23 protein-coding genes are annotated in these 24,684 nt (G+C 74.1%); 13 read left to right on the top strand and 10 right to left on the bottom strand.

The annotated features are described in order from the left end of the window. Window positions 1-16: 16 nt before the first annotated feature. Window positions 17-766: a membrane protein insertase YidC gene (gene yidC, locus DEJ13_RS09065; RefSeq protein WP_111106222.1), complete on the top strand. Its 750-nt coding sequence runs from the start codon at window positions 17-19 to the stop codon at window positions 764-766. A 5-nt stretch (window positions 767-771) separates the two neighbouring features. On the opposite strand, the gene DEJ13_RS09060 is transcribed toward yidC, so the two are convergent. Beyond that, on the bottom strand, window positions 772-966 hold the full coding sequence (locus DEJ13_RS09060; RefSeq protein WP_056124628.1) for a hypothetical protein: 195 nt from the start codon (window positions 964-966) through the stop codon (window positions 772-774). Window positions 967-1,080: 114 nt separating this feature from the next. On the opposite strand from DEJ13_RS09060, the gene DEJ13_RS09055 reads away from it, so the two are divergent. Both DEJ13_RS09055 and DEJ13_RS09050 read left to right on the top strand, forming a co-directional pair. After that, a complete protein-coding gene (locus tag DEJ13_RS09055; protein ID WP_111106221.1) occupies window positions 1,081-2,034 on the top strand; it encodes a hypothetical protein in 954 nt (317 codons plus the stop codon). 190 nt (window positions 2,035-2,224) lie between these two features. Beyond that, entirely contained in the window at window positions 2,225-3,598 is a 1,374-nt protein-coding gene (locus DEJ13_RS09050; protein WP_111106220.1) for an MFS transporter, read from the top strand. Window positions 3,599-3,757: 159 nt separating this feature from the next. Here DEJ13_RS09050 and DEJ13_RS09045 read toward each other — a convergent pair whose 3' ends face one another. Then, window positions 3,758-6,049: an MSCRAMM family protein gene (locus DEJ13_RS09045; protein WP_111106219.1), complete on the bottom strand. Its 2,292-nt coding sequence runs from the start codon at window positions 6,047-6,049 to the stop codon at window positions 3,758-3,760. A 101-nt stretch (window positions 6,050-6,150) separates the two neighbouring features. Beyond that, a complete protein-coding gene (locus DEJ13_RS09040; RefSeq protein ID WP_111106218.1) occupies window positions 6,151-6,621 on the bottom strand; it encodes an NUDIX hydrolase in 471 nt (156 codons plus the stop codon). Between the two features lie 137 nt (window positions 6,622-6,758). Here DEJ13_RS09040 and DEJ13_RS09035 point away from each other — a divergent pair, with 137 nt between their 5' ends. After that, window positions 6,759-7,751 (top strand): universal stress protein, encoded by a 993-nt coding sequence (locus DEJ13_RS09035; protein WP_111106217.1) that lies wholly within the window; start codon window positions 6,759-6,761, stop codon window positions 7,749-7,751. 18 nt (window positions 7,752-7,769) lie between these two features. Here DEJ13_RS09035 and DEJ13_RS09030 read toward each other — a convergent pair whose 3' ends face one another. From DEJ13_RS09030 to DEJ13_RS09020, 3 genes are read right to left on the bottom strand one after another with little or no spacing between them, the layout of a single operon-like run. Next, window positions 7,770-8,825, bottom strand: a complete 1,056-nt coding sequence (locus DEJ13_RS09030) for an SGNH/GDSL hydrolase family protein (RefSeq protein WP_111106216.1) — start codon at window positions 8,823-8,825, stop codon at window positions 7,770-7,772. 57 nt (window positions 8,826-8,882) lie between these two features. After that, on the bottom strand, window positions 8,883-9,239 hold the full coding sequence (locus DEJ13_RS09025; RefSeq protein WP_056124644.1) for a PRC-barrel domain-containing protein: 357 nt from the start codon (window positions 9,237-9,239) through the stop codon (window positions 8,883-8,885). A 46-nt stretch (window positions 9,240-9,285) separates the two neighbouring features. Further along, the gene (locus DEJ13_RS09020; protein WP_111106215.1) at window positions 9,286-10,293 is read right to left on the bottom strand and encodes a glycosyltransferase family 9 protein; all 1,008 of its coding nucleotides are present in this window, start codon (window positions 10,291-10,293) and stop codon (window positions 9,286-9,288) included. A 98-nt stretch (window positions 10,294-10,391) separates the two neighbouring features. Here DEJ13_RS09020 and DEJ13_RS09015 point away from each other — a divergent pair, with 98 nt between their 5' ends. The 7 genes from DEJ13_RS09015 (at window position 10,392) to DEJ13_RS08985 (ending at window position 17,208) form a co-directional block, all read left to right on the top strand. Next, complete coding sequence (locus DEJ13_RS09015) at window positions 10,392-10,943, top strand: HAD-IIIA family hydrolase (protein ID WP_056124650.1); 552 nt, start codon at window positions 10,392-10,394, stop codon at window positions 10,941-10,943. Next, the gene (locus tag DEJ13_RS09010; protein WP_111106214.1) at window positions 10,940-12,043 is read left to right on the top strand and encodes a glycosyltransferase family 9 protein; all 1,104 of its coding nucleotides are present in this window, start codon (window positions 10,940-10,942) and stop codon (window positions 12,041-12,043) included. Before DEJ13_RS09015 ends, DEJ13_RS09010 begins: the two co-directional genes overlap by 4 nt. A gap of 84 nt (window positions 12,044-12,127) precedes the next feature. Further along, window positions 12,128-13,126: a glycosyltransferase gene (locus DEJ13_RS09005; RefSeq protein WP_111106213.1), complete on the top strand. Its 999-nt coding sequence runs from the start codon at window positions 12,128-12,130 to the stop codon at window positions 13,124-13,126. Then, window positions 13,123-14,433, top strand: a complete 1,311-nt coding sequence (locus tag DEJ13_RS09000) for a glycosyltransferase (RefSeq protein ID WP_111106212.1) — start codon at window positions 13,123-13,125, stop codon at window positions 14,431-14,433. The genes DEJ13_RS09005 and DEJ13_RS09000 overlap by 4 nt, the downstream gene beginning before the upstream one ends. After that, a complete protein-coding gene (locus DEJ13_RS08995) occupies window positions 14,430-15,053 on the top strand; it encodes a D-sedoheptulose-7-phosphate isomerase (RefSeq protein ID WP_056124663.1) in 624 nt (207 codons plus the stop codon). Before DEJ13_RS09000 ends, DEJ13_RS08995 begins: the two co-directional genes overlap by 4 nt. A gap of 17 nt (window positions 15,054-15,070) precedes the next feature. Continuing rightward, window positions 15,071-16,444 (top strand): PfkB family carbohydrate kinase, encoded by a 1,374-nt coding sequence (locus DEJ13_RS08990; RefSeq protein WP_111106346.1) that lies wholly within the window; start codon window positions 15,071-15,073, stop codon window positions 16,442-16,444. 59 nt (window positions 16,445-16,503) lie between these two features. After that, entirely contained in the window at window positions 16,504-17,208 is a 705-nt protein-coding gene (locus DEJ13_RS08985; RefSeq protein WP_056124666.1) for an SDR family oxidoreductase, read from the top strand. A gap of 282 nt (window positions 17,209-17,490) precedes the next feature. On the opposite strand, the gene DEJ13_RS08980 is transcribed toward DEJ13_RS08985, so the two are convergent. Beyond that, entirely contained in the window at window positions 17,491-18,591 is a 1,101-nt protein-coding gene (locus DEJ13_RS08980; protein ID WP_111106211.1) for a glycosyltransferase family 9 protein, read from the bottom strand. A 181-nt stretch (window positions 18,592-18,772) separates the two neighbouring features. On the opposite strand from DEJ13_RS08980, the gene DEJ13_RS08975 reads away from it, so the two are divergent. After that, window positions 18,773-20,263 (top strand): aldehyde dehydrogenase family protein, encoded by a 1,491-nt coding sequence (locus DEJ13_RS08975; protein ID WP_111106210.1) that lies wholly within the window; start codon window positions 18,773-18,775, stop codon window positions 20,261-20,263. Then, a complete protein-coding gene (gene rfaE2 / locus DEJ13_RS08970; RefSeq protein WP_111106209.1) occupies window positions 20,260-21,741 on the top strand; it encodes a D-glycero-beta-D-manno-heptose 1-phosphate adenylyltransferase in 1,482 nt (493 codons plus the stop codon). The genes DEJ13_RS08975 and rfaE2 overlap by 4 nt, the downstream gene beginning before the upstream one ends. Before the next feature lie 93 nt (window positions 21,742-21,834). On the opposite strand, the gene phoA is transcribed toward rfaE2, so the two are convergent. The 3 genes from phoA to DEJ13_RS08955 form a co-directional block, all read right to left on the bottom strand. Then, window positions 21,835-23,523: an alkaline phosphatase gene (gene phoA, locus DEJ13_RS08965; RefSeq protein WP_111106208.1), complete on the bottom strand. Its 1,689-nt coding sequence runs from the start codon at window positions 23,521-23,523 to the stop codon at window positions 21,835-21,837. Window positions 23,524-23,625: 102 nt separating this feature from the next. Then, the gene (locus DEJ13_RS08960; RefSeq protein ID WP_056124677.1) at window positions 23,626-24,048 is read right to left on the bottom strand and encodes an SIP domain-containing protein; all 423 of its coding nucleotides are present in this window, start codon (window positions 24,046-24,048) and stop codon (window positions 23,626-23,628) included. 10 nt (window positions 24,049-24,058) lie between these two features. Then, window positions 24,059-24,649, bottom strand: coding sequence for a TetR/AcrR family transcriptional regulator (locus DEJ13_RS08955; protein ID WP_111106207.1), 591 nt, complete (start codon window positions 24,647-24,649; stop codon window positions 24,059-24,061). Window positions 24,650-24,684 lie beyond the last annotated feature (35 nt).

Raw genomic sequence — 24,684 nt, 5'->3', positions numbered from 1 at the left:
CTCGATCGGAATCGTCATGGACCTGTCCACCCTCCCCCTCGTCGGGCCGCTCATCGGCGGCGCGCTGCACCTCGGTGCGGAGCTGCTCGCCGCCCTGACCATCGCGCTCGACCCCGTCGCCGGGCCGTTGGCCGCCGCACTCGCCGTCGTGCTGGTGACCCTGGCCGTCCGCGCGCTCCTCGTCCCGCTGTCCGTCCTGCAGGTGCGTGCCGAGCGCGATCGACGTCGTCTCGCCCCGCAGCTCGCGGCACTGCGGCGTCGTCACCGCGGGGACGCCGAACGCCTGCGGCGTGCCGTCCAGGAGCTGTACACGTCCGAGCACGTCTCACCCCTGGCCGGGTGCCTGCCCGTGCTCGCGCAGGCACCCGTCGTGTCGGTCGTGTACGCCCTGTTCACGCACGCGACCATCGCCGGCGCGACGAACGCGCTGCTCGAGGCCACGCTCGTCGGGATCCCGCTCGGACACTCGTTCGTCGCGGTGGTCGCCTCGCCGCTGTGGGCGCACGCCTGGGTGCTCGTCCTGCTGCTGGCGGTGCTGGCGGTCGTCGTCGAACTGACCCGGCGGTCGAACCTGCGGTGGAACCCACCGGAGCCCGTCGACGCCGCCGTGCCCGGAGCGGCCGCGACGTCTGCGGTCACGCGCTGGGTGCCGTTCGTGACCGTCGTCTTCGCCGCGGTCGCGCCGTCCGCGGCCGCACTGTACGTCGTCACGAGCGCCGCGTGGACCGCCGGCGAGCGGGCACTCCTGCGCCGCGTGCTCCGCTGAGCGCCTCAGCCCTCGTGCTCGGGGCCCTGGTCGACCGGGTCGTACTCGGTGTCGCGGCCCTGTTCCTCGTCCGGCAGCGGGTTGTGCCGCTCGGCACCGCTGCCGCCGGGGTTCGTCGCGACGTAGTCGGCCTCGCCGGAGGTCGCGTCGTGGCTGACCGGCTCGATGACCTCGGGGTCGGGTTCGCGTGCGTCTGTCATGCACAAGACCTACACCCACCGGATCCGGACAGGTCTCCGAACTCGGTGCACGCGGTGTTCGCACGAGTGCCACGATGATCTCGAGACAGCATCGACCGGACACCGGGAGTGCGCATGGCCGCCGACGACCGCGACACCGACCGCGAACGCGCGCGCCTGCAGGAGATCGCCTGGGGTTCGGGGTCGACGCCCACCGAGGCGGCACGGGCCCGGATCGCGCTGACCGACCTCGGACGCCGCCCCGTGCCGCGCACCGTCCGGCCCGGGTCCGCCGCATCGGTGACGCCGAGCGTCGCGCCCGCAACCCCGGGACGCGCCGGGTCCTCGGAGCACGCCGAGTCCCCGGAAGGCGCCGAGGCGCCGGCGTCGATGGTCGACGGCCCGCCCGTCGACGCCGAACGTGACGACGACCTGCCGGGCGACATGCCCGGGACCGCTGCCGTCCCGCCGCTCACCGACCACGGGGTGGAGGCGACGGCTCCCGACCAGGGCGACCCGGGCCTCCCGTCCGGCGGACCCGGCCACGGTGCCGACGTGCCGAGCGGTTGGATCCGGGCCCGTGACCGCGCCGTCCGCGTCCTCCGGAGCGCGCGGACGCGGCCATGGGTCGCCGGCGGTCTGGCCGCGGCGATCGTGGTCGCGTTCGGGACCGGACTCGTCATCGGGACCGTGCACCCAGCGGTCCCGTCGTCACCGTCCGTGACCCCGACGGCCGGCACGGTGACGCTGGAACAGCTGCTCGACGCGCCGCAGACCTACGCCGACCAGATCCCTGGGTCGCTCGAGGCCCCGGTGCGCCTGCACTCCACCCGGCTGATCTACACGAACCGCTCCCTCAGCGGTGACGACGCGGCGACGCCGTGGAACGTGTGGGCGGGCGTCGGCACTGACCGGGGGACGGTCTGCCTGGTCGCCACGGCGAACCGGATGGAGGCGTCGACGGCGTGCTTCCCCCGCGAGGACGCCCTGCACGGGGCGGTGTCGATGACCGCGCAGTCGCTGAGCGGGACCCTGACGCTCGAGCTGTCCGGCGGCGGCGTCCAGGGTCGGGTCGCGCAGTCGTTCTGAGCCTCCTGGCGGCGTTGGAGCGCTCCCGTGACAATCCGACGACCTCGTGTCAGACTGGTCTGATCGCACTCGCCGTGGAGTGACCAACCACACATCCGCACACCGAGCGCGCAGCCCGACCCTCCTGGTCGTGGTGTCGTCGACGAGACGTCCCGTCGCGCGCTCCGCCACGCCCCGAGGAGGTCAGCCAATGACGACGAACACCGCGTCGACCCGCACCACGCCCAGCACCACGTCGCTCCACACCCCGTCTGTCCTGACCTCGAAGGCGATCGTCGGGATCGCTGTCCTCGGTCTCGCCACCTTCTTCGCGATCACGACCGAGCTCATGCCCGTCGGGCTGCTCGGCACGATGAGCTCGGACCTCGGCGTGTCCGAGTCGACCATGGGCATCGTGATCACCGTCTACGCCGCAGCCGTCGCCCTGCTCGCGCTGCCGCTCACGTCGCTGACCGCTCGACTCCCCCGCAAGGGCGTCCTGGTCGCGACGCTCGTCGGGTACACCGTGTCGAACCTGATGGTCGCGCTCGCGCCCTCGTTCGCCGTGGTCTGCGCTGGCCGCGTCGTCGGCGGTGTCGCCCACGCGCTGTTCTTCTCGGTCGCCTCGGCCTACGCGACCCGGATCGTGCCGCCCCGCCTGGCCGGACGGGCGATCGCCTTCGTGTACTCGGGCAGCTCGCTCGGGTTCGTCGTCGGAGTCCCGCTCGCCACCGGTGTCGGGCAGTCGATCGGCTGGCGGCCGGCCGTCGGGGCCGTCGCCGTGTGCGCCGCCGTCCTGGCCGTCGTCGCCGCGGCGTTCCTGCCGGCGGTCGCCGGCACCGCGTCGCCGCACATCGGGTCACCGAAGGCCTGGGCTCGCACCGGTCTGCTCGCGGTGGTCACGGCGGACCTGCTGCTCTTCGCGGGGCACTACGTCGTCTACACGTACATCGGTCCGTACGTGATCGACGCCGGGCTGGACGCCGCTCTCGTGAGCGGTGCGCTGCTCGTGCTGGGCGGCACCGGGATGATCGGACTCTGGCTCGCCGGCATGTTCGTCGACCGTGCCCCACGGCAGACGCTCATCGCAGCCGTGGCCGCGATGGCCGCGGCGTTCGTCGCGCTGCCGTTCGTGCACGGGTCGCTCCTCGGCACGATGGTCGTCGCCGGCGTCTGGATGGCGGCGAACGGCACGACCGGCACGCTGTTCATGGCCGCGGCGATCCGCACGGGCGGGGTCTCCCCCGACATCGCCGGAGCGCTGGTCAACGGCGCGTCGAACATCGGGATCGCGGGCGGTGCGGCCATCGGCGGGCAGGTGCTCGGGCTGACGGGCATGCAGATGCTGCCGGTCGCCGGGGCCGTGGTGCTGCTCGGATCGCTCGGCGTGGTGGTCGCGGCGCGCCGGGGCTTCCCGATGCACTCGACGCACCAGGAGCACCTGTCGACCTCGTCCATCGAGGCGATCACGTCCTCCCTGGCCGTCGTCACGACGTCGATCCCGACGATCAGCCGGGCGATCCAGACGGTCACCGGCTCGGTCGCGACGATCACCGGCACGACGCGGACGCACCGCACGCGCTGACGCGCGTTGCGCGCGCTGTGTGCTGACGCGCGCGTTGTGCGGGATGTGGTCGCACAACGGAAAGCGATCCGCACCACCGGCTTGCGTGGTGCGGATCGCTTTCTGTTGTGCGAACTGCGCTGGCGGCCTGGAGGCCCGGCGCAGCCCGGTCGCGCGGGTTCAGTCCTGCAGGTGCTCCGTCCGACGGCGGTTGCGGGCGGCGCGGAAGGTCAGCAGCCCGCCGCCGAGCAGCACGAGGATGCCGGCAGCGATCGCCGCCGGCGCGATCTCGGCACCCGTGAAGGCGAGCGGACCGCTCACGCCCGATCCGCCGGAGCCCGCCCCCGCCGGCGGGACGGTCGGAGCCGGAGCCGGAGCCGGAGCCGGAGCCGGGGTCGGCGTGGGCGTCGGGGTCGGCGTGGGCGTGACCACAGCCGCGGGCAGGACGAACGCGAGCGGAGTGGGCGTCGCGCCCGCGGCCACCGTGGTTACCACCTGCGGGTCGGTCGCCTGTGCACCGCTGCCGGCGACGACCGAGTACTCCGTCACGGGCTGCAGGCCGACGAGGTCGAACGCACCGTCGGCGTCGGTCGTGGCGGTCACCGGTTCGCCAGAGCCGGTCGGGGTGGCGACGACCTCGACGTCCGCCGCGGGGGCGCCGTCGGCGTCGTTCACGGTGCCGGGCTGGTCGACGGTCGGGAGCGGGAGGACGAAGTCCGCCGGCGTCGGAGCGGCGCCGGTGGCGACGGTCGTGACGAGCTGCGGGTCGGTCCCGTCCACGGTGATCCGGTAGTCGGTACCGGGGGTCAGACCCGTCAGGTCGTAGGACCCGTCGGCGTTCGTGGTGACGACGATGACCGCACCGGAACCCGCGTCGACCGGGCGCGCGGTCACGGTGGTGCCCCCGACGGGAGTGCCGTCGGTGTACGTCACCGATCCCGCCTGCGAGACCGTGACGGGCACGGGCGTGACGAACGGGAAGTCCGCCGTCGAGGTGCCCCCGGCGGTCGTGGTCACCGAGGTCTCCGTGGGACCGTCGGCACCGGGCACGGGAGCCGCGGTCCGCACGGTGTAGTCACCGGGGAGCACCCGGAACTCGTAGGTGCCGTCGGCGTCGGCTTCGGTCGTCGCGACGACCTGGTCGCCCTGCACCAGCTCCACGACCGCGGCGTCGCTCGGGGCAGTCCCGTCGAGGGTCACCCGCCCGCTGATCGTCGACAGTGCGGCCTGGATGACGAGCGGCTGGGCGACCACGGTGGCTGCTCCGTCCGCGCCGGTCGTCACCGGCACCGCGGTGGCCCCGGTCGTGCTGGCCACGACGGCGGTGTCCGCGGGCAGCCCGGACGCCGTGTAGGAGCCGTCGCCGTCGGTCACCGTCTCGGCGAGGACTGCTCCCGTTGCGGGGTCCGTGATCGTCACGGGCACGTCGGCGACCGGCGTGCCAGCGGTGTCGACCACCGTGCCGGTCAGGGCGACGGTTCCCGGCGGGGTGAGGAAGTCGAAGTCGGCGTTCGTCACGTCACCGCGCAGCGAGACCATGCCGGGTGCGGCCTGCACGGTGGCGTTGTCCGGGGTCGCGATCGCGACCTGGTAGCCATCGGCCTGCGTCAGCGCGTCGAAGGAGTACGCGCCCTGGTCGTCAGTCGTGGTGGTGTACTCGGAGCCGTTCGGCGCGGTCACGGTCACGACGGTGTTCGGCAGCGGCGCGCCGTCGAGCCGCGCGACGCCCGACAGCGAGGAGGTCTTGTTGGCGAACCAGGTCTGGTAGACCGGCAGGCCGCTGCGCTGCTGGTAGGTGATGGTGAGGGTCCCCAGCGAAACAGTCGGCGTGAACCACGCCGATGCCCCTGCCGTGTCGTTCGCCGCCGTGTTGCCGATGAGCACGCCGGTGGTGGGGTCCCAGGTCGGCGTGTCCTGACCGGGCGCGACCCCGCCCGGGTCCGGCGGGCAGCTCCACCCACCGGGCGACACCGTCGAGCACGAGTTGTACGAACCCTGGTAGCCGAGATCGGCGATGGGCGCCGGTTGCCCGTTCGCCAGGGTCGCCGAGATCGTCGCCTGGTCGGCGTCGATGTCGCCGAGCACGAAGGACCACCCGCCAGCACCCGGTGTGCCGCCAGCGAAGGTGTAGGTCGTCTCGGCCGGCGCGTCAGGGCGATCGAATGCCGGCCGCTGGTTCAGGTAGGTGTTGTACCGGCTGTTGCCGTAGACCGCGCCGGGCGGCGTTGCCGGCCCCTGTCCCGTCGTGGCGCCGCTGATCACCTGGGCCTGTCGCGAGCTCGACGTGAAGGTCGTCTCCGGGAACCCGGGCAGCGCGACCGAGCCGGTGTAGGCACGGGCGGTCCCACTGACCTCGAAAGCACCCCAGTGCCCGGCGGTGGCTGCCGACGCACTCGTCGCGCCTCCGAGCGCCAGCCCTGCCCCGAGCACGATCCCGGTCAACCCGGCTGTGATCATCCGCCACCGGCGCATGTGTTCTCCCCTGTTCGCGCATCGGCCTGCCTCGACGCTCGCTCAGGTTATCCAGCACGCGGCACGGCTGTCCGGTTCGCGACCGTTCCGTGACGAAGCCGTCACCCCGCCGAGGACACCAGCACGTCCAGCGCGTCGAGCGCGGGGACCTGCCCGGCCACCAGGAGGCCGCGCGCCCGCTCGATCGGCACCCACTGCGCGTCGTCGACCTCCGGCACCTCGACGAACCGGCCCGAGCCCCGGGGCAGCTCGAGTCGGACGGTGTTGCTGTGCACCGCGGCCACCGCGAAGTCCGGCGCCTGCCCGACGAAGACCGTGACGCGCTTGCCGGAGGCCTGTCGGAAGGTCCCGAGCAGCACGAGCGGGACGTCGGGCACCGCGACCCCGATCTCCTCGCCGAACTCGCGGACGGCGGCGTCGAGCGGGTCCTCCACGGCGTCGTGCTCGCCCTTCGGGATCGACCAGGCCCGCTCACGCCGCCGCCAGAACGGCCCGCCCATGTGGGCGATGAACACCTCGATGCCGCCGGACGGAGCGGTCCGCCACAGCATCACCCCCGCGCTCTGCACCATGCCGTGAACGTACGCTCGCGGTCCTCGCAGACGACCCCCAGCGCACCGCGTGGTGCTGTCGGTCCGCGCGGAGTAACTTCGCCCGCAGGAGCGCCGCGAGACGCCCCGTCGGATCTCACCACGGGAGGTCGATCGGGATGGACGAGCACTGGACCACCGTCACGCTGGCAGCGGACGCCGCACGGCCGCACGACGAAGCGCTGCGCTGGGTCGTCGCGCACGCCGCGACGGACCTCGAGCGGCTCCGGGTCGTCGACGTCGACCCGACACCGGAAGGACGCGACGGTCCGCCACCGGACGGACGCGGCGGTCCGCCACCGGACGGACGCGGCGGTCCGCCACCGGACGGACGCGACGACCCGCCACCGGAAGGACGCGTCGGCCCAGGCAGTCGCCGGGTGGCCGAGCAGGTCGCGGAGGCGGCCCGTGCGGCGCTGCCCGACGTCGAGGTCGACGTCGTCCGGCACGCTGGTCCGCTCGCCGCTGCGCTCGTGGCCGAATCCGGCGGCGGCGACCTGCTCGTCGTCGGCACGTTCCGGAGCCGGCGTGGCTCGACCCTCGGCTCCGCGCCGGCCCGGGTCGCCGAGCGCGCCGCGGTCCCGACCGTCGTGGTGCCCGACGGACCGGACCCGATCGACGGCGACGTCGTCCTGGCCGTCGACGAACCCGAAGACGAGCGGGCCGTCGCGATCGCGGTCGCCGAGGCGTCCCGGCGGCACCGACGACTGACACTGCTGCGGGCGTGGGAGATGCCGCTGGTCACCCGGACCGGACTGACCGACTTCGCCGAGGACCCCCTCCGGTGGCGCCGGGAGAGCCAGGCGCTGCTGCAGCGGGCGACGGACCGGCTGGTCGCACGTGCCCCGGGGGTCCGCGTCCGGTCGTTGCTGGTCGAGGGTCACCCGGGTCCGGCGATCGTCGCCCACACCCGCACTGCATCGCTGGTCGTGCTCGGGCAGGGACACGTGCACGTGCTGTCCGGTTCGGTGCTGCGCGACGTCCTCCGCCGTTCCGTCGCACCCGTGTGCGTCGTCCCGGCCACCGCGCACGAGACACCCACGCGGTCGCGGGGTCGATCGCGCTCGACTCGTTCGCCGGAACCCGAGGCCGACCCGGTCGGCATGGCCTGACGCCTCGACGCGGTCCGCTCAGCCGGCGGCGGTGCGGACCGCGGCCTCGACCCGGCGCGCCAGGTACGCCGCCCCGGAGCGGTTCGGGTGCAGCGCCCCCGGCTCGAGGTCGATCCGTCGCAGCCCGTTGGTCGAGTCGAGCGTCACGCCGGACACCAGCGCCCCCTGCCGGGCGCAGGCCGACCGGGACAGCGTCGACGCGAACACGTCGAGGTAGCGGACGCCGGCCGCGGCCGCAGCCGACCGCGCCACGTCGTCGAGGTCCTGCTGGACACCGTGCAGGTACCGCACGTCGGTGTTCGTGAACGGGTAGGAGTTCGCCGGGAACGAGCCCGTGAGCGTGCCGAGGTCGAGCGCGGACCGGAAACACCCCTTGGGCGGGGTGTGCTCGGCGTCCGGGAAGATGGCCGGGTAGCCGAGGAAGACGACCTGGGCGTTCGGGGCGGCGTTCCGGATGGCGGCCAACGCCGTTGCGATGCCGAGCGCCACCCGCGACCGGATCTTCACCCCGAGCTGGTCGACGCCGTCCTGCACCAGCGTGCTGCGGCACGACGGGGCATCCCGGCCGGAGAACACCGGACCCGCCGGTGACAGCGCCAGACACGCCGCGGCCGTGCCGAACAGGTCCGCGTCGTTGCCGCCGATCGTGACGGTGACCAGCCGCGTGTCGGCGGACAGTGCCTCGATCTGTGGCGGGACGCCCCGGAACTGGTGCCCGCCGAGGATGTCCGCGGTCGTCGCGCCACCGCAGGTGACGTCGTGCAACGCGAGTCCGAACCGGGCCGCGACCCGGTGGGGGTAGTCCTGGGCGGACTGCCCGCACGCGGAGACGGGGAGCCCGGTCGGGTCACCGAGGCCGTACCCGGCGGAGTACGAGTCCCCGAGGGCGACGTACTCGCTGCCCGGCGGCAGTCCCGCGAGCGACTCCACCGGGTCGGCGGTCACCCGGTAGGGCTGCGGGACCGGCCAGAGCGGCGCTGCCGTGGCACCGGACGTCTGCAGGACCCCGGCCGCGAGCACGACCGACGCCGCCACTGCGAGGAGCAGCAGGGAGCGGGCGGACCTGAACAGCACGTGACCTTCGGGTGGACGGGACGTCGGACGGAAGCGGTCAGGCTACCGTCTCGGCGCTCAGCGTCGGCCGAGTCGACGCTCTCCGCCGCTGCCGGTGCGGTACTCGAGCCCGTAGTGCTGGAACAGCACCGGCTCGGTGTCGGCTTCGAGCTCGCCGTCGGTCGCGATGGAGGGCGCGTCCTTGATGAGCTTCTTCGGGAAGGTCACGCGCAGGTGCTTCGGCGCGACGGTCGCACCGACGAGCGGGACGAACACGAGCTTCTGGAAGCCGACCATCCCGGTCGCGACCGATCCGAACGCGGGCTCGGACGTCGCGGTGTCGTAGTAGATGCTCTCGAGGTTCCCGACCTTGTCGTCGCTCTCGTCGACGACCGGCATGCCGATCCAGTCCCGGATGTTGGCCGCTTCGAACACGGTGCTCCCTCCACGGCCCGGGCGTTCCGGGTCCGTCCAACCGACGCTACCGGTCGGTCCCCGACCCCGCCCGCACGCCGTCTGCTGCCGCAGCCGGCGCGGAGACCCCGAGTCCGTCGACCGCGCCGAGCACGTCGGCGGGGTGCACGGCCAGGATCGCCGGGTCGGGCTCCTCGGAGAACACGTCGCCGCGCCGCACGGACGCATCCGTGAGCACCACGTGCGGGCCGGACGCCGGCGGTCCCCAGGACTCCGGCGGCGCCGGTCCGAAGAGCACGACCGACGGGATGCCGTACGCCGAAGCCAGGTGCGCTGCGCCGGTGTCGACCGTGACGACCACGCGGGCCGCCGCGACCACGGCCGCGAACGGCTGCAGGTCGAGCACACCGGCCAGGACCGCCTCCGGCGGCAGCCCGGCGGACTCGGCGACGGCGGCGGCGCGCTCGACGTCCGCCGAGCCTCCCGTCAGGACCACGTGGTGTCCGCGCTCGCGCAGACCGCGCACCACCTCGGCGAACCGGTCGACCGGCCAGTGCCGCGCGCCGTGGAACGCACCGACGTGCACGACGGCGGCGTCCGCGACGACCGCGGGCGCGGTGGGCCGGTCGATGCCGACGTCGTCGGGGTCGCCGGGGATGCCGTGGGCCTCGAGCAGACGGACCCAGCGTTCGCGTTCGTTGACCGGCCCGTCGTTCCAGGGCGGGCCGTCGCTGCCGCCGTGCCCGATGACCCGCCGCGCCCCCAGTGCGGCGACCAGCCCCTCGGACTCCGGGCCGGCTCCGTGCAGGTTCACCGCGACGTCGGTGACGCCGGCCGGCACCCCGATCGGGTGGTCGAAGCCCTGCTGCGCCAGGTGCACGTCGACGGCGGGCACGAGCTCGACGACCGGGGCGAGCCACGCGGTCGTCGCCAGGCTGATGCGGTGGTCGGGGAACGCCCGACGCAGCGCGCGCAGTGCGGGCACCGCCACGAGCAGGTCGCCGAGCTTGATGGCACGCAGCACCACGAGCTCGGGGCGGCCGTCGGACGGAGGGAGGGCATCGAGGGCGGTCACCCGCTCGACGCTAGCGGTGCGGCCCCGGGCGCGGACGACGGTCGCGTCCGGCGGCCTTCCTGGCGGCGTGTCCGGGCGGTCTCCGGTATGTCGGACGCATGGCTCTCTCCGTGGACCGCGCAGTCGGCGGTCTCCTCTTCGACCGTGACGACACGCTCGTCATCGACGTCCCCTACAACGCCGACCCGCACCGCGTGGTCCCCGTCCCGGGTGCACGTCGTGCCGTCGAGCGCGCCCGCGCCGCCGGGCTGCCGGTCGGCGTCGTGACGAACCAGTCGGTGATCGCCCGCGGTGGTGCCACCCGCGAGCAGGTGGACGCGACGAACGCGCGGGTCGACGAACTGGTCGGTCCCTTCGACGTGTGGTGCGTCTGCCCGCACGGTGCGGAGGACGACTGCGCCTGCCGCAAGCCCCGCCCGGGTCTGGTGTTCCAGGCTGCGGAGCGACTCGGCGTGCCGGTCGAGGAACTCGTCGTCATCGGCGACATCGGCGCGGACGTCGGCGCCGCCGCAGCCGCGGGCGCGCAGTCGGTCCTCGTCCCGACACCGCGGACGCGTCCGGAGGAGGTCGCTGCCGCCCCGACCGTCGCCGCGACCATCGAGGACGCCGTCGCCCTCGTGCTGGCGCACGTGCGGGCGGCGTCAGCGTGACGGACGACCGACGGGGCCCGCGGGTCCTGGTCGCCCGCCTCGACTCGTTCGGCGACGTGCTGGTCACCGGTCCGGCCGTGCGCGCGGTGGCGGCCGGTGCGTCGCACGTCACGATGCTCTGCGGCCCGCAGGGGGCCCCCGCCGCCGAGCTGCTGCCCGGGATCGACCGGGTGCGGGTGTGGGCCGCGCCGTGGGTCACGGAGACCGCGCGGCCGCTCGACGACGCCCTGCTCGACGAGTTCCGGGCGCTCGTCGACGAGGAGCGGATCGACGAGGCCGTCGTGCTGACGTCCTTCCACCAGTCGCCGCTGCCGCTGGCCGTGCTGCTGCGGCTGGCGGGCGTCGCACGGGTGTCCGGTGCGTCCGTCGACCACCCCGGTTCGTTGCTCGACGTGCGCCTGCGACCCGGCGAGGACCTGCCCGAGGACCTCCCCGAACCCGAGCGCGCGCTGCGGATCGCCGAGGCGGCCGGCTTCGGCCTGCCGGCCGACGACGACGGGAGGCTCGTGGTGCGGCACGACGCCGCGGCGCCACCCGAGGTGGCTGCGCTGGACCGCTACGTCGTGGTCCACCCGGGCGCGAGCGTCCCCGCGCGGTCCTGGCCGCCCGAGCACCACCGGGCGCTCGTCGCCGCCTACGGCGACCTCGGCATCCCGGTCGTCGTGACCGGCTCGCCCGGGGAACGGGCGCTGACGGCGTCCGTCGCCGCGGGTGCGCCGGAGGACGCCACCGTGCTCGACCTCGGCGGGCGGACCAGCCCGGCGGAGCTCGCGGCGGTGCTGGCCGGCGCCGAGGTCGTCGTGGTCGGCAACACCGGCCCGGCCCACCTGGCCGCGGCGGTCGGCGCGAGGATCGTCAGCCTGTTCTCCCCCGTGGTGCCCGCCATGAAGTGGGCCCCGTACGCCGAGCACGTCGAACTGCTCGGTGACCAGGGCGCCGCGTGCCGGCTCAGTCGCGCACGCGAGTGCCCCGTCCCCGGACACCCGTGCCTGTCGTCGGTGACCCCCGAGGACGTCCTCGCGGCACACGGTCGCCTGGTCGGGCGCGCTCTGCGGATGAAGCCGAGCAGTCTGCGAAGGACACCAGAAGCGCGTGCGTAGCGTGCGGCACTGCTCCTCCTGCTCCTGCTGTTGACGGTCCGGCAACCCGCCCGATCCGCACGGAGCGCGACCGAAAGGGACTGCATGCGGATCCTCGTCTGGCACGTCCACGGCGGCTGGATGGACGCGTTCGTCCGCGGGTCGCACGAGTACCTCGTCCCGACCACCGCCGCCCGCGACGGCTGGGGACTCGGCACCGGGGGACGCGACTGGCCGAACGTCGTGGAGATCGCGCCCGAGGACGTCGCGGACGCCGGTGTCGACCTGGTCGTGCTGCAGCGCACCGAGGAGGCCGAGGTCGCCGCGACCCTGCTGCGCGGCCGCTCGGTGCCGACGGTGTTCGTCGAGCACAACGCGCCCCGTGTCGACGTGCCGAACAGCCTGCACCCCTTCCGGGACCACGCCGACATGACGATCGCGCACGTGACGCACTGGAACGCGCTGATGTGGGACTGCGGCTCCGCGCGGACCACGGTCGTCGAGCACGGCGTGGTCGACCCGGGGCCGCTGTACTCGGGACGACTGGAGCGCTTCGGTGCGGTGATCAACGAGCCGGTGCGGCGCAACCGGGTGGTGGGCACGGACCTGCTCCCCCGCTTCGCCGCGGTCGCCCCCGTCGACGTCTTCGGGATGGGGACGGAGCGCCTCGCCGACCTCGGACTCGGTGACCGCCTGGTCGGGCTCGGCGACGTCAAGCCGGACCCGATGCACGCCGCCCTGGCCGAGCGTCGGGCGTACCTGCACCCGAACCGCTGGACCTCGCTGGGGCTGTCGCTCATCGAGGCGATGCACATGGCCATGCCGGTCCTGGTCCTCGCGACGACCGACGCGGCGCGCACCGTGCCCGCCGAGGCCGGCGCGATCGCGACGGACGTGGCGGAGCTGACCCGGGCCTCCCGGCTGCTGGTCGACGACCCGGACGAGGCGCGCCGACGTGGCGCCGTCGCCCGGGAAGCCGCGCTCGCACGACACTCGCTCGCCCGGTTCCTCGGGGACTGGGACGCGTTGCTCGACGACGTCGTGACGCGCCACCGGCGCGCGGGGCGCAGCCCGAGCCCCGCTCTGGAAGGGAGCACCCGATGAGGATCGCGATGGTCTCCGAACACGCCAGTCCGCTGGCCGTGCTGGGCGGGGTCGACGCCGGCGGGCAGAACGTGCACGTCGCCGCGCTGTCCGGCGCACTCGCCGACCGCGGCCACGAGGTGACCGTGTACACGCGCCGGGACGACGCCGAGCTGCCCGCCCGCGTCATGCTGCGCCCCGGCGTCGAGGTCGTGCACGTCGACGCCGGACCCGCCCGTGCGGTGTCGAAGGACGAGCTCTTCCCGTACATGGCGACGTTCGCCCAGATCCTCGCCGCCGAGTGGTTCGTCGACCGACCGGACGTCGTCCACGGCCACTTCTGGATGTCCGGGCACGCGGCACTCGATGCCGTGTCGCAGGTGCAGATCCGCACCGGTGGGACCCGGATCCCGGTCGTGCAGACCTTCCACGCGCTCGGCATCGTGAAGCGGCGACACCAGGGCTCCGCCGACACCAGTCCCGAGGAGCGCGAGTGGGTCGAACCGGCCGTCGGCCGCGGGGTCGACCAGGTGGTCGCGACCTGCTCCGACGAGGCCTTCGAGCTCAAGGCGCTCGGGGTCCCCCTGCACGCGATCTCGGTCGTTCCGTGCGGCGTCGACGTCGACCGCTTCCAGCCGACCGGCCCCGTCGAGGTGCGCGGACGGACGCACCGCGTCCTGACGGCCTCACGCCTGGTCCGCCGCAAGGGCGTCGGCACGACGATCGCCGCGCTCGCCCGCCTGGTCGAGGCCGGGCGCGACGTCGAACTCGTCGTCGTGGGCGGTGCCGGCACGGCCGGTGCCGACCTGCCGGACGACCCGGAGTACCAGCGCCTCGACGCCCTGGCCCGCTCGCTCGGTGTCCGCGACCACGTGTCCTTCCGCGGGCAGCTCGGCCAGGACGACATGCCGGCCGTCTACCGCAGCGCCGACGTCGTCGTGTGCGCCCCCTGGTACGAGCCGTTCGGCATCGTGCCGCTCGAGGCCATGGCGTGCGCACGTCCCGTCGTCGCGTCACGGGTCGGCGGGCTCATCGACACGGTCGTCGAGGACGCCACCGGGCTGCACGTCCCGCCGCGCGACGAGGACGCCGTCGCTGCCGCCGTCGCGGGCTTGCTGGACGACCCCGTCCGTGCCGAGGGCTACGGCGCCGCCGGTCGTGCGCGGGTCGAGTCCCGCTACGCCTGGAGCCGCGTCGCCGCCGACACGGAGCGGGTCTACGAGCGTCTGGTCGCCGGGGTCGCTGCCGACATCCCGTTCCCCGCGAGGACCACTTCGACGGGTCGGGGCACGCTCCCCGACCGCGCCACCGAGAGGACAGCACGATGACCATCGAACAGAGCGGGATCGGCACGACCGAACAGCTGAGCGACAGCGCCCGCGCCGTGCTCGACCACGTCGCCGCCTCGGTGCCGGTCGTGGCCTCGCTCGTCGACCACCGCGACCAGATCGCCGCGTGGGCCGACGACATCGCCGCCCGGCTCGTCGCCGGTCGACGCCTGCTGGCCGCGGGCAACGGCGGGTCCGCCGCCGAGGCACAGCACCTCACCTCGGAGCTGACCGGCCGGTTCGACGGGGACCGGCCCGCCTACTCCGCCATCTCCCTGCACGCCGAGTCCTCCGCGGTCACCGCGATCGGCAACGACTACGGGTTCGAGGAGGTCTTCGCGCGCCAGGTGCGTGCCCACGCCCGCGCCGGGGACGTCGTCGTCCTGCTGAGCACCAGCGGCCGGAGCCCGAACCTGCTGCGCGCGGCCGAGGCCGCTCGCGCGGTGGGTGCCCGGGCACTCGCCCTGACGGGGGCCCGACCCAACCCGCTCGCCGACACCGTCGACGACGCGATCTGCATCGAGGGCCCGTCCGCGAACGTGCAGGAGGCGCAACTCGTCCTCGTGCACGCCCTCTGCAAGGCCATGGAACCGGCGCTCCGACGCGGGGGCCGTCGATGAGCGCCCGCGGGACCCGCCTGCGCATCGCCGTCGTGGGCGACACGCTGCTCGACGTCGACGTCAGCGGGACCAGCGAACGCCTGAGCCCGGACGCTCCGGTGCCCGTCGTCGACGTCCGCACCGACGACCGCCGTGCCGGCGGCGCCGGGCTCGTCGCGACGATGCTGGCGAAGGACGGCCACGACGTCACGCTGGTCACCGTCCTGAGCGACGACGACCGGGCTGACGAGCTCCGCGCCCTGCTCCCGGACGTCCGCGTCGTCGCGGGTCCGTCGGGTGTCGCGACGCCCGTCAAGACCCGCGTGCGCGTCGGCGAGCACGCCCTGGTCCGGATCGACGAGGGCTGCGACACCCCGCCGGTGCCGTCGGTCACGGCCGAGATGACCGCGGTGCTGACCCAGGTCGACGCCGTCGTCGTGGCCGACTACGGTCGCGGGGTCGCCGCGGCTCCGGCACTGCGCGACGCGATCGCCGCTGCCGCCGCCGCCACCCCCGTCGTCTGGGACCCGCACCCCAGGGGCGCGACCCCCGTGGCCGGGATCACCGTCGCGACGCCGAACGCCGCCGAGGCCCGACGCTTCACCGACCTGCCCGGCCAGGGCGTGCCCTTCGCCACCGACGCGGCAGCGGCCCTGGTCGACGCGTGGGACGTCGGTGCCGTCGCCGTCACCATGGGCGACCGGGGTGCGCTGGTCGGACGTCGGACCGCGCGTGGCATGGACTCCCGCTTCGTGCCGGCGCCCTCCGTCACCGCCGCCGACCCGTGCGGAGCCGGCGACCGACTGGCCGCCGGGGTCGCCGTCGCCCTCGCCGGTGGCGCCGACGTCCCGGACGCCGTCGCCGCCGGTGTGGCCGACGCGTCGGCGTACCTCGCCGCCGGCGGGGTCGCCGCCCTGTTCGCCGACGCCCCCGCCGTGGTCGCGGTGCCAGGAGCCGACCGGGACGCCCTGCGGGTCGTCCACGAGGTGCGCGCCGCAGGCGGCACGGTCGTCGCGACCGGTGGGTGCTTCGACCTGATCCACGCCGGCCACGCGCGGACGCTGTCCGCGGCCCGGGCGCTCGGGGACTGCCTGGTCGTGTGCCTGAACTCGGACGACTCCGTCCGCACGCTCAAGGGACCCGAACGCCCGATCATGACCCAGGACGACCGCGCCGAGTTGCTGCTGGCGCTGGACTGCGTCGATGCCGTCGTCGTGTTCGACGAGACCACGCCGGACGAGGCGCTGCGTCGCTTCCGTCCCGCCGTCTGGGCGAAGGGCGGCGACTACACCGCCGACGAGCTGCCCGAGGCCGTCACCCTGGCCGAGTGGGGCGGGCGCGTCGTCACCGTGCCGTTCCACCCGGGACGCTCCACCACACGCCTGGCGTCCGCGCTCGCGGCCGTCGGCTGAGCGCGCCCACCACGAACCCGACCGACCACACGAACCTGATCCACCCCGGAAGGAACCACATGCCCGTCCCCACCACCCCCATCGGCCGCGTCCTCGTCACCGGCGGCGCCAGCGGACTCGGAGCGGCCGTCGTCGACGCCGTCCTCGAGGCCGGTGGCACCCCGATCGTCCTCGACCTGCGCGTCGAGGGCGTCGCCGACGGGGTCGACGCAGTCGCGGTCGACGTGACGGACACCGCGGCGACCGAGCAGGCTGTCCGGGACGCCGCCGAGCGCCACGGGGGCCTGGACGCGGTCGTCACCGCCGCCGGGATCGACAAGCCGGCACCCATCGGCGCGCTGTCCGCCACCGACTGGGAGCAGATCGTCGGCGTGAACCTGCTCGGCACGGCAGCCGTCGTGCGCGCGGCACTCCCCACGCTCGAGGAGAACCGCGGCCGCGTCGTCACGATCGCCTCGTCGCTCGCGCTGCGCGGGGTCGGCGACGGCACCGCGTACTCGGCGTCGAAGTTCGGCGTTCGTGGGTTCTCACAGGCGCTGGCGGCCGAGACGGCCGGCAAGGTCGGGGTCACGAACGTCATCCCGGCCGGCATGCGCACGAACTTCTTCGCGGACCGCACCGAGCAGTACAAGCCCGGCCCGGACGCGCTCCTGATCGAGCCGTCCTACGTCGCCAACGCGATCCTGTTCGCGCTCTCGCAGCCGGCCGGCTGCGAGATCCGCGAGATGTCGATCATGCCCGCCACGGAGCCCAGCTGGCCGTGATCGCGATCCGCTGACCGACGGGAGGCCCGGTGCCAGCTGGCACCGGGCCTCCCCTCGGTCCTGTGGTCGTGCCGTGTCGCCGCCTGCCGCCGCCTGCCGCCCAGGTCCCACGACATGCCGCTCATGTCCGCTGAGGTCGCACGACGGGCCGTCCGTGGGCACGCCGGGCAGCAGATCGCGCGACCTCGACGTCAACCCGCCGGCACGTCGTGCGACCTCGACCGGCGACGTTCTCCGCGACCTCGGTGGTACGCCGGCGGCATGTCGTGCGACGACCGGGGCTCAGCGCGTGCGGAGCAGGTCCTCGACATCCGCCAGCACCAGGTCCGGCGTCACCTGGTCGACGTAGGACGGGTCGTGCTCGCAGCGTTCGGCGGTCCAGCCGACCTGCGTGACGTCGATGCCGCAGACCGGGCACCGCGTGACGAACGACATGTGGACGCGGTGCCGGCCGCGGTCCAGCGGGCCGGCGTTGATGACGTTGCCGAACCAGAACACGCCGACGGTGCGGGTGCCGACCGCGACGGCGAGGTGCCGCGGGCCGGAGTCGTCCCCGACCATCACGTCGGCGGCGCCGAGGACCGCCGGCAGCTCGGACAACGGCAACGTCCCGACCACGTCGTGCAGACGCGCGGCAGCGTCGGCGTCCACCGTGTCGCGGACGGCGTCGACGATCGCGTCCGCTGCCGGGCGGTCGGAGTCGTCGCCGACCAGCACCACGTCGTCCCCCGCCGCGAGGCGTGCCACGGCGACCGCGGCGAAGCGGTCCGGGCTCCAGCGTCGGCGCGGGTCGGTCGCTCCCGGGTGCATCGCGACGAGGGTCCGCTCGACGCCGAACCGGGCACGGACGTCGCGTCGCTCGGCATCCGTGACCGTGACGCGCGGGTCGAGCGTGACCGGCTCGGCACCCGCCAGCGCCGCGACCTCGAGTCCGCGCAGCACCTCGTGCTGGTAGTAGACGTAGCGCACCCATCGTTCGAGGACCTCGGCGTCCTCGGTGGCGGTGCCCACGGTGTGGGGCGCACCGAGGCGGAGCAGGAACGGGTTCGAGTTCCGGCCGCCGCCGTGCAGCTGCACCGCGAGGTCGAAGCGGCCTCGCAGTCGTCGTTCGAAGTCCTCGAGGTCGGGGGCGCCCTCGCCGGAGTCGCGCACGCCCGGGTGCACGGGGAGCTCCTCGAACGCGTGGACCGCCGTGGTCCTGCCGTCAAGCAGCGCCTCGGCCGATGGCGTCCCGAGCAGGGTCACCCGCGCGTCCGGGTACGCGGCGGCGAGGGCCTCGATCGCCGGCATCGCGAACATCAGGTCACCGAGGCCGCCGCCCCGGAGCACCGCGATCTCGCGGACCCCCTCGAACCGGTCGCCGCCCTGCCCGATGCGTTCCACGCTCGTCGTCTCCCTCGTCCGGCGGACCCGCCGGGTGTCGTGCCGGCGTCCCCGGCACGTCGTCCTGTCTACCGGCGACCACCCGGGAGCGTGCCCGTCAGCCGCGGAGCGCGGACCCGTGACCCTCCCCAGGGAAGGAGGAGCACCGTCGGACCTCCGCCGACGTCCTGGAAGGACCCGCATGACGCTCGAAGCCCCCACCACGACCACCGAGATCGTCGTCCTGGACCCGGTCACGGGATCGGTCGCGTCGACGACGGCCGTGGCGACGCCCGAGCAGGTCCGCGACGCGGTGTCCCGTGCCCGTGCGGCCTTCGACACCTGGTCGACGACGGCACCCGCCGACCGCGGTGCCCTGCTCCGGACGGCGGCCGAGCACCTGCGCGCCCACGCCGACGAGCTCGCCGAGCTGAACACCCGCGAGACCGGCAAGGTCCCGGGTGACGCGATCGGCGGCGTCGAGGCGGGCATCGGCACGCTGCTGCAGTACGCCGAGCTCGGACCCCTGCACCGCGGTGAGGCCCTGCGCGGCCAGCACGGTGCTGCCGACTGGACGATCCCGCACCCCCGCGGCGTCGTGCTCGCCCTGACGCCGTGGAACGACCCGGTCGCCGTCGCGCTCGGCATCCTCGGCGCGGCTGTGGTCACGGGCAACACCGTCGTGCACAAGGGCAGCGAACGGTGCCCCGCGACCATCGCCCGCCTCAACGCGCTGCTGGCCGAGGTCCTGCCCGACGGCGTGCTCGTCGGGGTCGACGGCGACGCGTCCACGGGCGAAGCGCTCCTCGCCGAGGACGGCATCGCGGTGTACGCGCACGTGGGGTCGACGGCGACCGGTGACCGACTCGCACAGGTGGCGACCGGCACCCGTGCACACGTGATCCGCGAGAACGGCGGCAACGACCCGATCGTCATCGACGCCGACGTCGACCCGACGTGGGCGGCGGGCCAGGCGGCGCTCGGGGCGTTCGCGAACACCGGTCAGATCTGCACGAGCGTCGAACGCGTGTACGTGCACCGCGCGATCGCCGACGACTTCGTCGCGGCGCTCGTCGCCGAGGCCGAGCGCCGCACCGCGCTGCCGGCCGCCGAGTACGGCCCCCTCGTCGACGAGCGGCTGCGCGGTCTCGTCCAGCAGCACGTCGACGACGCCGTGGCGCGCGGGGCGTCGGTCCGCACCGGCGGCAGCGTGCCCGAGGGCACCGGCACGTTCTACCCGGCGACGGTCCTGACCGACGTGCCGGACGACGCCCTCGCCCTGACCGAGGAGACCTTCGGGCCGATCGCCCCCATCCGCGTCGTCGACTCGTTCGACGAGGGACTCCGCCTGGCCGCAGGCGACCGCTACGGGTTGGCCGCCACCGTGCTGACGAACGACACCGGCGCTGCGCTGCGTGCGGCGGCGACACTGCCGGTCGGCACCGTCAAGGTCAACGCCGTGTTCGGCGGTGCGCCCGGCGGCAGCGCCGAACCGCGCGGCGCGTCGGGGTCCGGCTTCGGCTACGGCCCGCACCTGCTCGACGAGATGACGACGACCACGGTCGTGCACCTCGAGGCGGCGACCGCGCCTACGAGGGCGCGCGCCGCCGCCCCGACCGCGCCCGGTGCCGCCGCCGCGCCCGGCGCCGCCGCCACGCCCGACACCGCCGCCGCAGAGGGTTACGACCGATGACCGCCGACGTCCGTCTCGTGCGTGACGTCGTTGCCCGCATCGACGACCGCGAGCCGCTCGTCGTCGTCATCGGCGACCCGATCCTCGACCGCTGGACCATCGGCGAGGCCGAGCGGGTGTCCCGCGAGGCCCCTGCCCCGGTGGTCCGCGTGACCGAGACCATCGCGGTCCCCGGCGGCGCCGCCAACACGGCCGTGAACGCACGAGCACTCGGTGCCCGCGTCCGCATGGTCGGACTGATCGGTGACGACGAGGCCGGCACGGTCCTCCGCGACCGTCTCGCCGCCGCCGGCGTCGAGACCGACTTCCTGGTCGCCGTCCCCGGCGCCACCACGACCACGAAGTCCCGCATCGTCGGCGGCGATCGCGTCGTCGTGCGCGTCGACGACCTGGCCGGCGTCCCCACCGCGGGACACACCGACCAGCTCGCAGCGGCGGTCGCCCGCGCGCTCCGTGGCGCGGACGCGGCCGTGGTCTGCGACTACGGGCTCGGCGTCACGCCGGAGTCCGTGCTGCCCGTCATCGACCGCGACCGCCCCGACGTCGTCGTCGTCGACGCCCACGACCTCCGGGGCTGGCACGACCTGCGACCCGACCTGGTGACGCCGAACGCGGGCGAGGCCACCGCACTGCTCGGCACCGACCTCGGCCTGGGCGCCGAGCGTGCCGACGCCGTCCTGGCCCATCGTGAGGCGGTCTTCGCGGCCACGGGCGCCCGTGCGGCGGTCGTCACACTCGACCGCAACGGCACGGTCCTGCTCGAACCGGGCGACGAGCGCGGGTTCCGCACGCGCGCCACCCCGGCGTCCGAGCAGCAGGCATCCGGTGCCGGTGACACGTTCTGCGCCGCGGCGTCCGTCGCCCTGGCCGTCGGGTCGAGCGCGCGCGAGGCCGTGCAGTTCGCCCAGGCCGCGGCCGACGTGGTCGTGCGCGAGGCCGGTACCTCGACCTGTGACACCGCTTCGCTGCTGCGGTCGGTCGAAGCCCCCGCCGAGACCGTCGTCGACCACGACGACCTGGCCGCCGCGGTCGACGCCGCCCACCGCGACGGTCGTCGGGTGGTCTTCACGAACGGCTGCTTCGACGTCGTGCACCGCGGCCACACCTCGTACCTCCGTCAGGCGAAGGAGCTCGGTGACCTGCTCGTCGTCGCGCTCAACGACGACGACTCGGTCCGGCGGCTCAAGGGACCGGAGCGTCCGATCAACACGGCTGAGGACCGCGCGGGGGTCCTCGCGGCCCTCGCCTGCGTCGACCTGGTGACCGTGTTCGCCACCGACACCCCGATCCCGCTGCTCGAGCGCGTCCGCCCCGACGTCTACGTCAAGGGCGGGGACTACTCCCCCGAGATGCTGCGCGAGACCCCCGTCGTCCGTGCCTACGGCGGCGAGGTCGTCATGGTCGACTACGTCCCGGAGCACTCCACCAGCGCGGTCGTGCGACGGATCCGCGAGACGTCCGGCGGCGACACCGCCTGACCGTCGCGACCAGCGGCCCGCGCTCGCGGGCGGACGACGGACGGGAGGCCCGGTGCCAGCTGGCACCGGGCCTCCCGTCCGTCCTGGTGTCGGCTACCGGACGCGCACCTGCGTCGAGGCCTGCTTGCCGGACTGCACACCGGTGAACGTGACCGTGGCCTTGCCGGCGACGGCCTTCCACCGGACCGCTGCGGTGCCGTCGATGACGTCGACCGTGCCGAGGTCCGTCGAACCGACCTGCACCCGCACCTGCCGGTCGCCGTCGAACCGGCTGCCGGTCAGCGTGACCCGCTGTCCCGGACGGGGCGCGCCGACCGACAGGTCGATGCGGGCACCACGGCTCAGTGCCGCCAGGTCGCCGTTCAGCCGCAGGGCGTCCGACATCGTGAAGAAGGTGTCGGTCTGGTCGGTCAGTCCCACCACGTTCGCGGCACCGGGACCGAAGGCGGCGATGCGCACCTGCGTGCCGGTGTGCTGCTGCGACGACCCCGCTCCGGCGGTGCCGTACGAGACCTTCATCGTGGTGCCGTCAGCCGTGACGAGCGCCGTCGAGAGCGAGGTCGGCGGCGTGTTGTCGACGATCTGGCTCGAGTGGGCGTGGTCGGCGGTGGCGATCACCAGGGTGTTGCCGTCCTTCTGCGCGAAGGCCAGTGCTGCCTGCACTGCCTCGTCGAAGTCGATCGTCTCGCCGATCTGACCGCAGGCGTCGGCGGCGTGGTCCTGCTTGTCGATGCTCGCGCCCTCGACCTGCAGGAAGAAGCCCTTGCCGTTGGCCTGCGGGCGGTTGAGCAGGCCGATCGACTTGTTCGTCAGCGATGCGAGCGAGAGCCCGGTGTCGAGCCGCGCCGGGTTCGGGGTGCACCGAACGGCGGGCTGGTCCGCGCCGCCGACGGTGGCGGTCGTCGGTGCGTAGCGCGTCGGGAAGTTCCCCGGCGTGAAGAGCCCGAGCACCGGGCGCTGCTGGTCGGCGCGGCGGACGCCGGCCAGGCCGGCTGCGTCGCCGACGACCTGGTAGCCGCGCTCGGAGGCCTGGTCGAACAGGGTCTCGCCCTGGTACTGCCCGGCCTTGGCGGTCTGCGTGAAGCTGGTGGAGCCTCCGCCGAGGGTCAGGTCGGGTCGTGCGTCGAGCAGCTGCTCGCTGATCGAACCGAGGCCGCCGTTCTCCAGCGCGTCGGTCCCGCACGACGTGCTGTCGGGGCCGTAGCAGCTGCGGGCACCGACGTGGGCGACCTGCACGGCTGGGGTCGCGTCCTGGATCTCGGCGGTCGAGACGTTGCCGGTGCGCAGCCCGTTCGCCTTCGCGAGCTCGACGAGGGTGTCCTGCGGGGTGCCGTCGATGTCGACCGAGATCGCACCGTCGTAGGTCTTCGTCCCGGTCGCCCAGGCGCTGCCCGAGGCCGCCGAGTCGGTGACGTAGTCGGGCTTGCCCTTGTCGGCGCCGTCCTTGACGAGCGAGTACGTCGTGTAGGAACCGGTGAGCGGCAGTGCGTCGAGCCCGGGCAGCCGGCCTGCGGCGCCGTACTGGTAGTTCCGCGCGACCGTGATCTCGGAGTCGCCCATCCCGTCGCCGATGAGCAGGATGACGTTCTTCGCGTTCGCGTTCTTGACGGCCTGGCGCACGGCCTGGGTCTGGTCGCCGGCGGCGCGCTGGGCTCCGCCGTGCTGGTTGAGTGCCAGCTGGCCGACGGCCTCGGCGGTGCCGGGCAGCGCGATCGCGCCGGCGATGAGCACGGCGCCCAGCGTCAGCGCGGTGCGACGCCGCTTCGAGTGGTGCTGTTCCATGTCGGTTCCCCTCGTCGTGCGCCCCGTTCGGGTGCCATCCGAGGATGTCTGTGCAGCGGTACAGCCAGGTGAACCGACGACGTCGTGTTCGTGAACGGGCGGCTACTCGCCGAACTCGACCTGGACCTGCTGGCCGGCGTCGGAGAGCTCGAGCTGCACCGCGGCGCGGGCCTGCTCGATCCAGACGCTGTCCGAGCAGCCGATCCACACGCTCGTGCGGGGCTCACTGTCGGGTCGGCACCACTCGGACGCCCAGGCCACGACCGCGGTGGCGAGGGCCTCACCGTGGTCGGCGAAGCAGAGCGGCGGGACGACCGACGGCCGCTCGGTGCGGACCAGCCAGGTGACGGTGACCCGTGGTGGGGCCGGCAGGATGCGGACCTGTTCGGCGAGGGCGACCTCGACGAACACCTGCCCGTAGGCGCCTTCGGACAGGACGACCAGCCGGCGGTGGATCTCCGCCAGGTCCTCGACGGCGCCGGCGATCATCACCCGCTCGCTCGGCTGTCCGTCCGTCATCGGCATGCGTCCAACGCTAGGACCGCAGGGTCCCCGGGACAAGCCCGAGTTGGAGGGCCAGGAACTCCCACATCCACGTCAGCGCGACCGCGTTCGACAGCCCCGGTGCGTTCTGGGCGATCTGGGTCGCGACGCCGTCGCTGTACGCCGCGGTCTTCAGCGCCACGGTGGCCGGGTCGATGCCGCCCGGACCGCGGTCGAACGTGCCGTCGTCGACCCCACGACGGACGACCCGGACCAGACATGCCTCCCAGACCCGGATGCGCTCGGCGTACTCCTCGGCGACCTCGGGACGACGTGCGACGGCGGTCCAGTAGTCGGACCAGATCCGCCAGTGCTGCCGGACCTGCTCGCTGTCGTCGAACAGCGGCGCGACGAGCATCCGCAGGGCCTGCACCGGGTCGGGCTCGGCGTCGACGGCCGCGACGATCGCTCCGTAGAACCGCTCGGTCTCGAGCACGACGACCTCGTTGAGGATCTCGGCGACGCTGGCGAAGTGGTACGTGACCGTTCCGACGGACACCCCGGCCTCGGCCGCGATGTCGCGCAGCCCGGTCGCCCCGAGGCCGTTGCGCACGATCACCGAACGTGCGGCTCGGACGATCATCGCGCGCCGCACCGCCGGCCGCTGCCGGGCCCGAG

It is taken from the genome of Curtobacterium sp. MCLR17_007 (assembly GCF_003234655.2).
GTDB lineage: Bacteria > Actinomycetota > Actinomycetes > Actinomycetales > Microbacteriaceae > Curtobacterium.
This window is presented reverse-complemented; position numbering and strand designations above follow the sequence as displayed.

Coding starts and splice junctions, on each gene's coding strand:
- DEJ13_RS08975 (WP_111106210.1), top strand. CDS start 18,773: ATGACGCTCGAAGCCCCCACCACGACCACCGAGATCGTCGTCCTGGAC.
- yidC (WP_111106222.1), top strand. CDS start 17: ATGGACCTGTCCACCCTCCCCCTCGTCGGGCCGCTCATCGGCGGCGCG.
- DEJ13_RS09005 (WP_111106213.1), top strand. CDS start 12,128: ATGCGGATCCTCGTCTGGCACGTCCACGGCGGCTGGATGGACGCGTTC.
- DEJ13_RS09015 (WP_056124650.1), top strand. CDS start 10,392: ATGGCTCTCTCCGTGGACCGCGCAGTCGGCGGTCTCCTCTTCGACCGT.
- phoA (WP_111106208.1), bottom strand. CDS start 23,523: ATGGAACAGCACCACTCGAAGCGGCGTCGCACCGCGCTGACGCTGGGC.
- DEJ13_RS08985 (WP_056124666.1), top strand. CDS start 16,504: ATGCCCGTCCCCACCACCCCCATCGGCCGCGTCCTCGTCACCGGCGGC.
- rfaE2 (WP_111106209.1), top strand. CDS start 20,260: ATGACCGCCGACGTCCGTCTCGTGCGTGACGTCGTTGCCCGCATCGAC.
- DEJ13_RS09035 (WP_111106217.1), top strand. CDS start 6,759: ATGGACGAGCACTGGACCACCGTCACGCTGGCAGCGGACGCCGCACGG.
- DEJ13_RS09050 (WP_111106220.1), top strand. CDS start 2,225: ATGACGACGAACACCGCGTCGACCCGCACCACGCCCAGCACCACGTCG.
- DEJ13_RS09055 (WP_111106221.1), top strand. CDS start 1,081: ATGGCCGCCGACGACCGCGACACCGACCGCGAACGCGCGCGCCTGCAG.
- DEJ13_RS08995 (WP_056124663.1), top strand. CDS start 14,430: ATGACCATCGAACAGAGCGGGATCGGCACGACCGAACAGCTGAGCGAC.
- DEJ13_RS08960 (WP_056124677.1), bottom strand. CDS start 24,048: ATGCCGATGACGGACGGACAGCCGAGCGAGCGGGTGATGATCGCCGGC.
- DEJ13_RS09000 (WP_111106212.1), top strand. CDS start 13,123: ATGAGGATCGCGATGGTCTCCGAACACGCCAGTCCGCTGGCCGTGCTG.
- DEJ13_RS09045 (WP_111106219.1), bottom strand. CDS start 6,049: ATGCGCCGGTGGCGGATGATCACAGCCGGGTTGACCGGGATCGTGCTC.
- DEJ13_RS08955 (WP_111106207.1), bottom strand. CDS start 24,649: ATGATCGTCCGAGCCGCACGTTCGGTGATCGTGCGCAACGGCCTCGGG.
- DEJ13_RS09040 (WP_111106218.1), bottom strand. CDS start 6,621: ATGGTGCAGAGCGCGGGGGTGATGCTGTGGCGGACCGCTCCGTCCGGC.
- DEJ13_RS09060 (WP_056124628.1), bottom strand. CDS start 966: ATGACAGACGCACGCGAACCCGACCCCGAGGTCATCGAGCCGGTCAGC.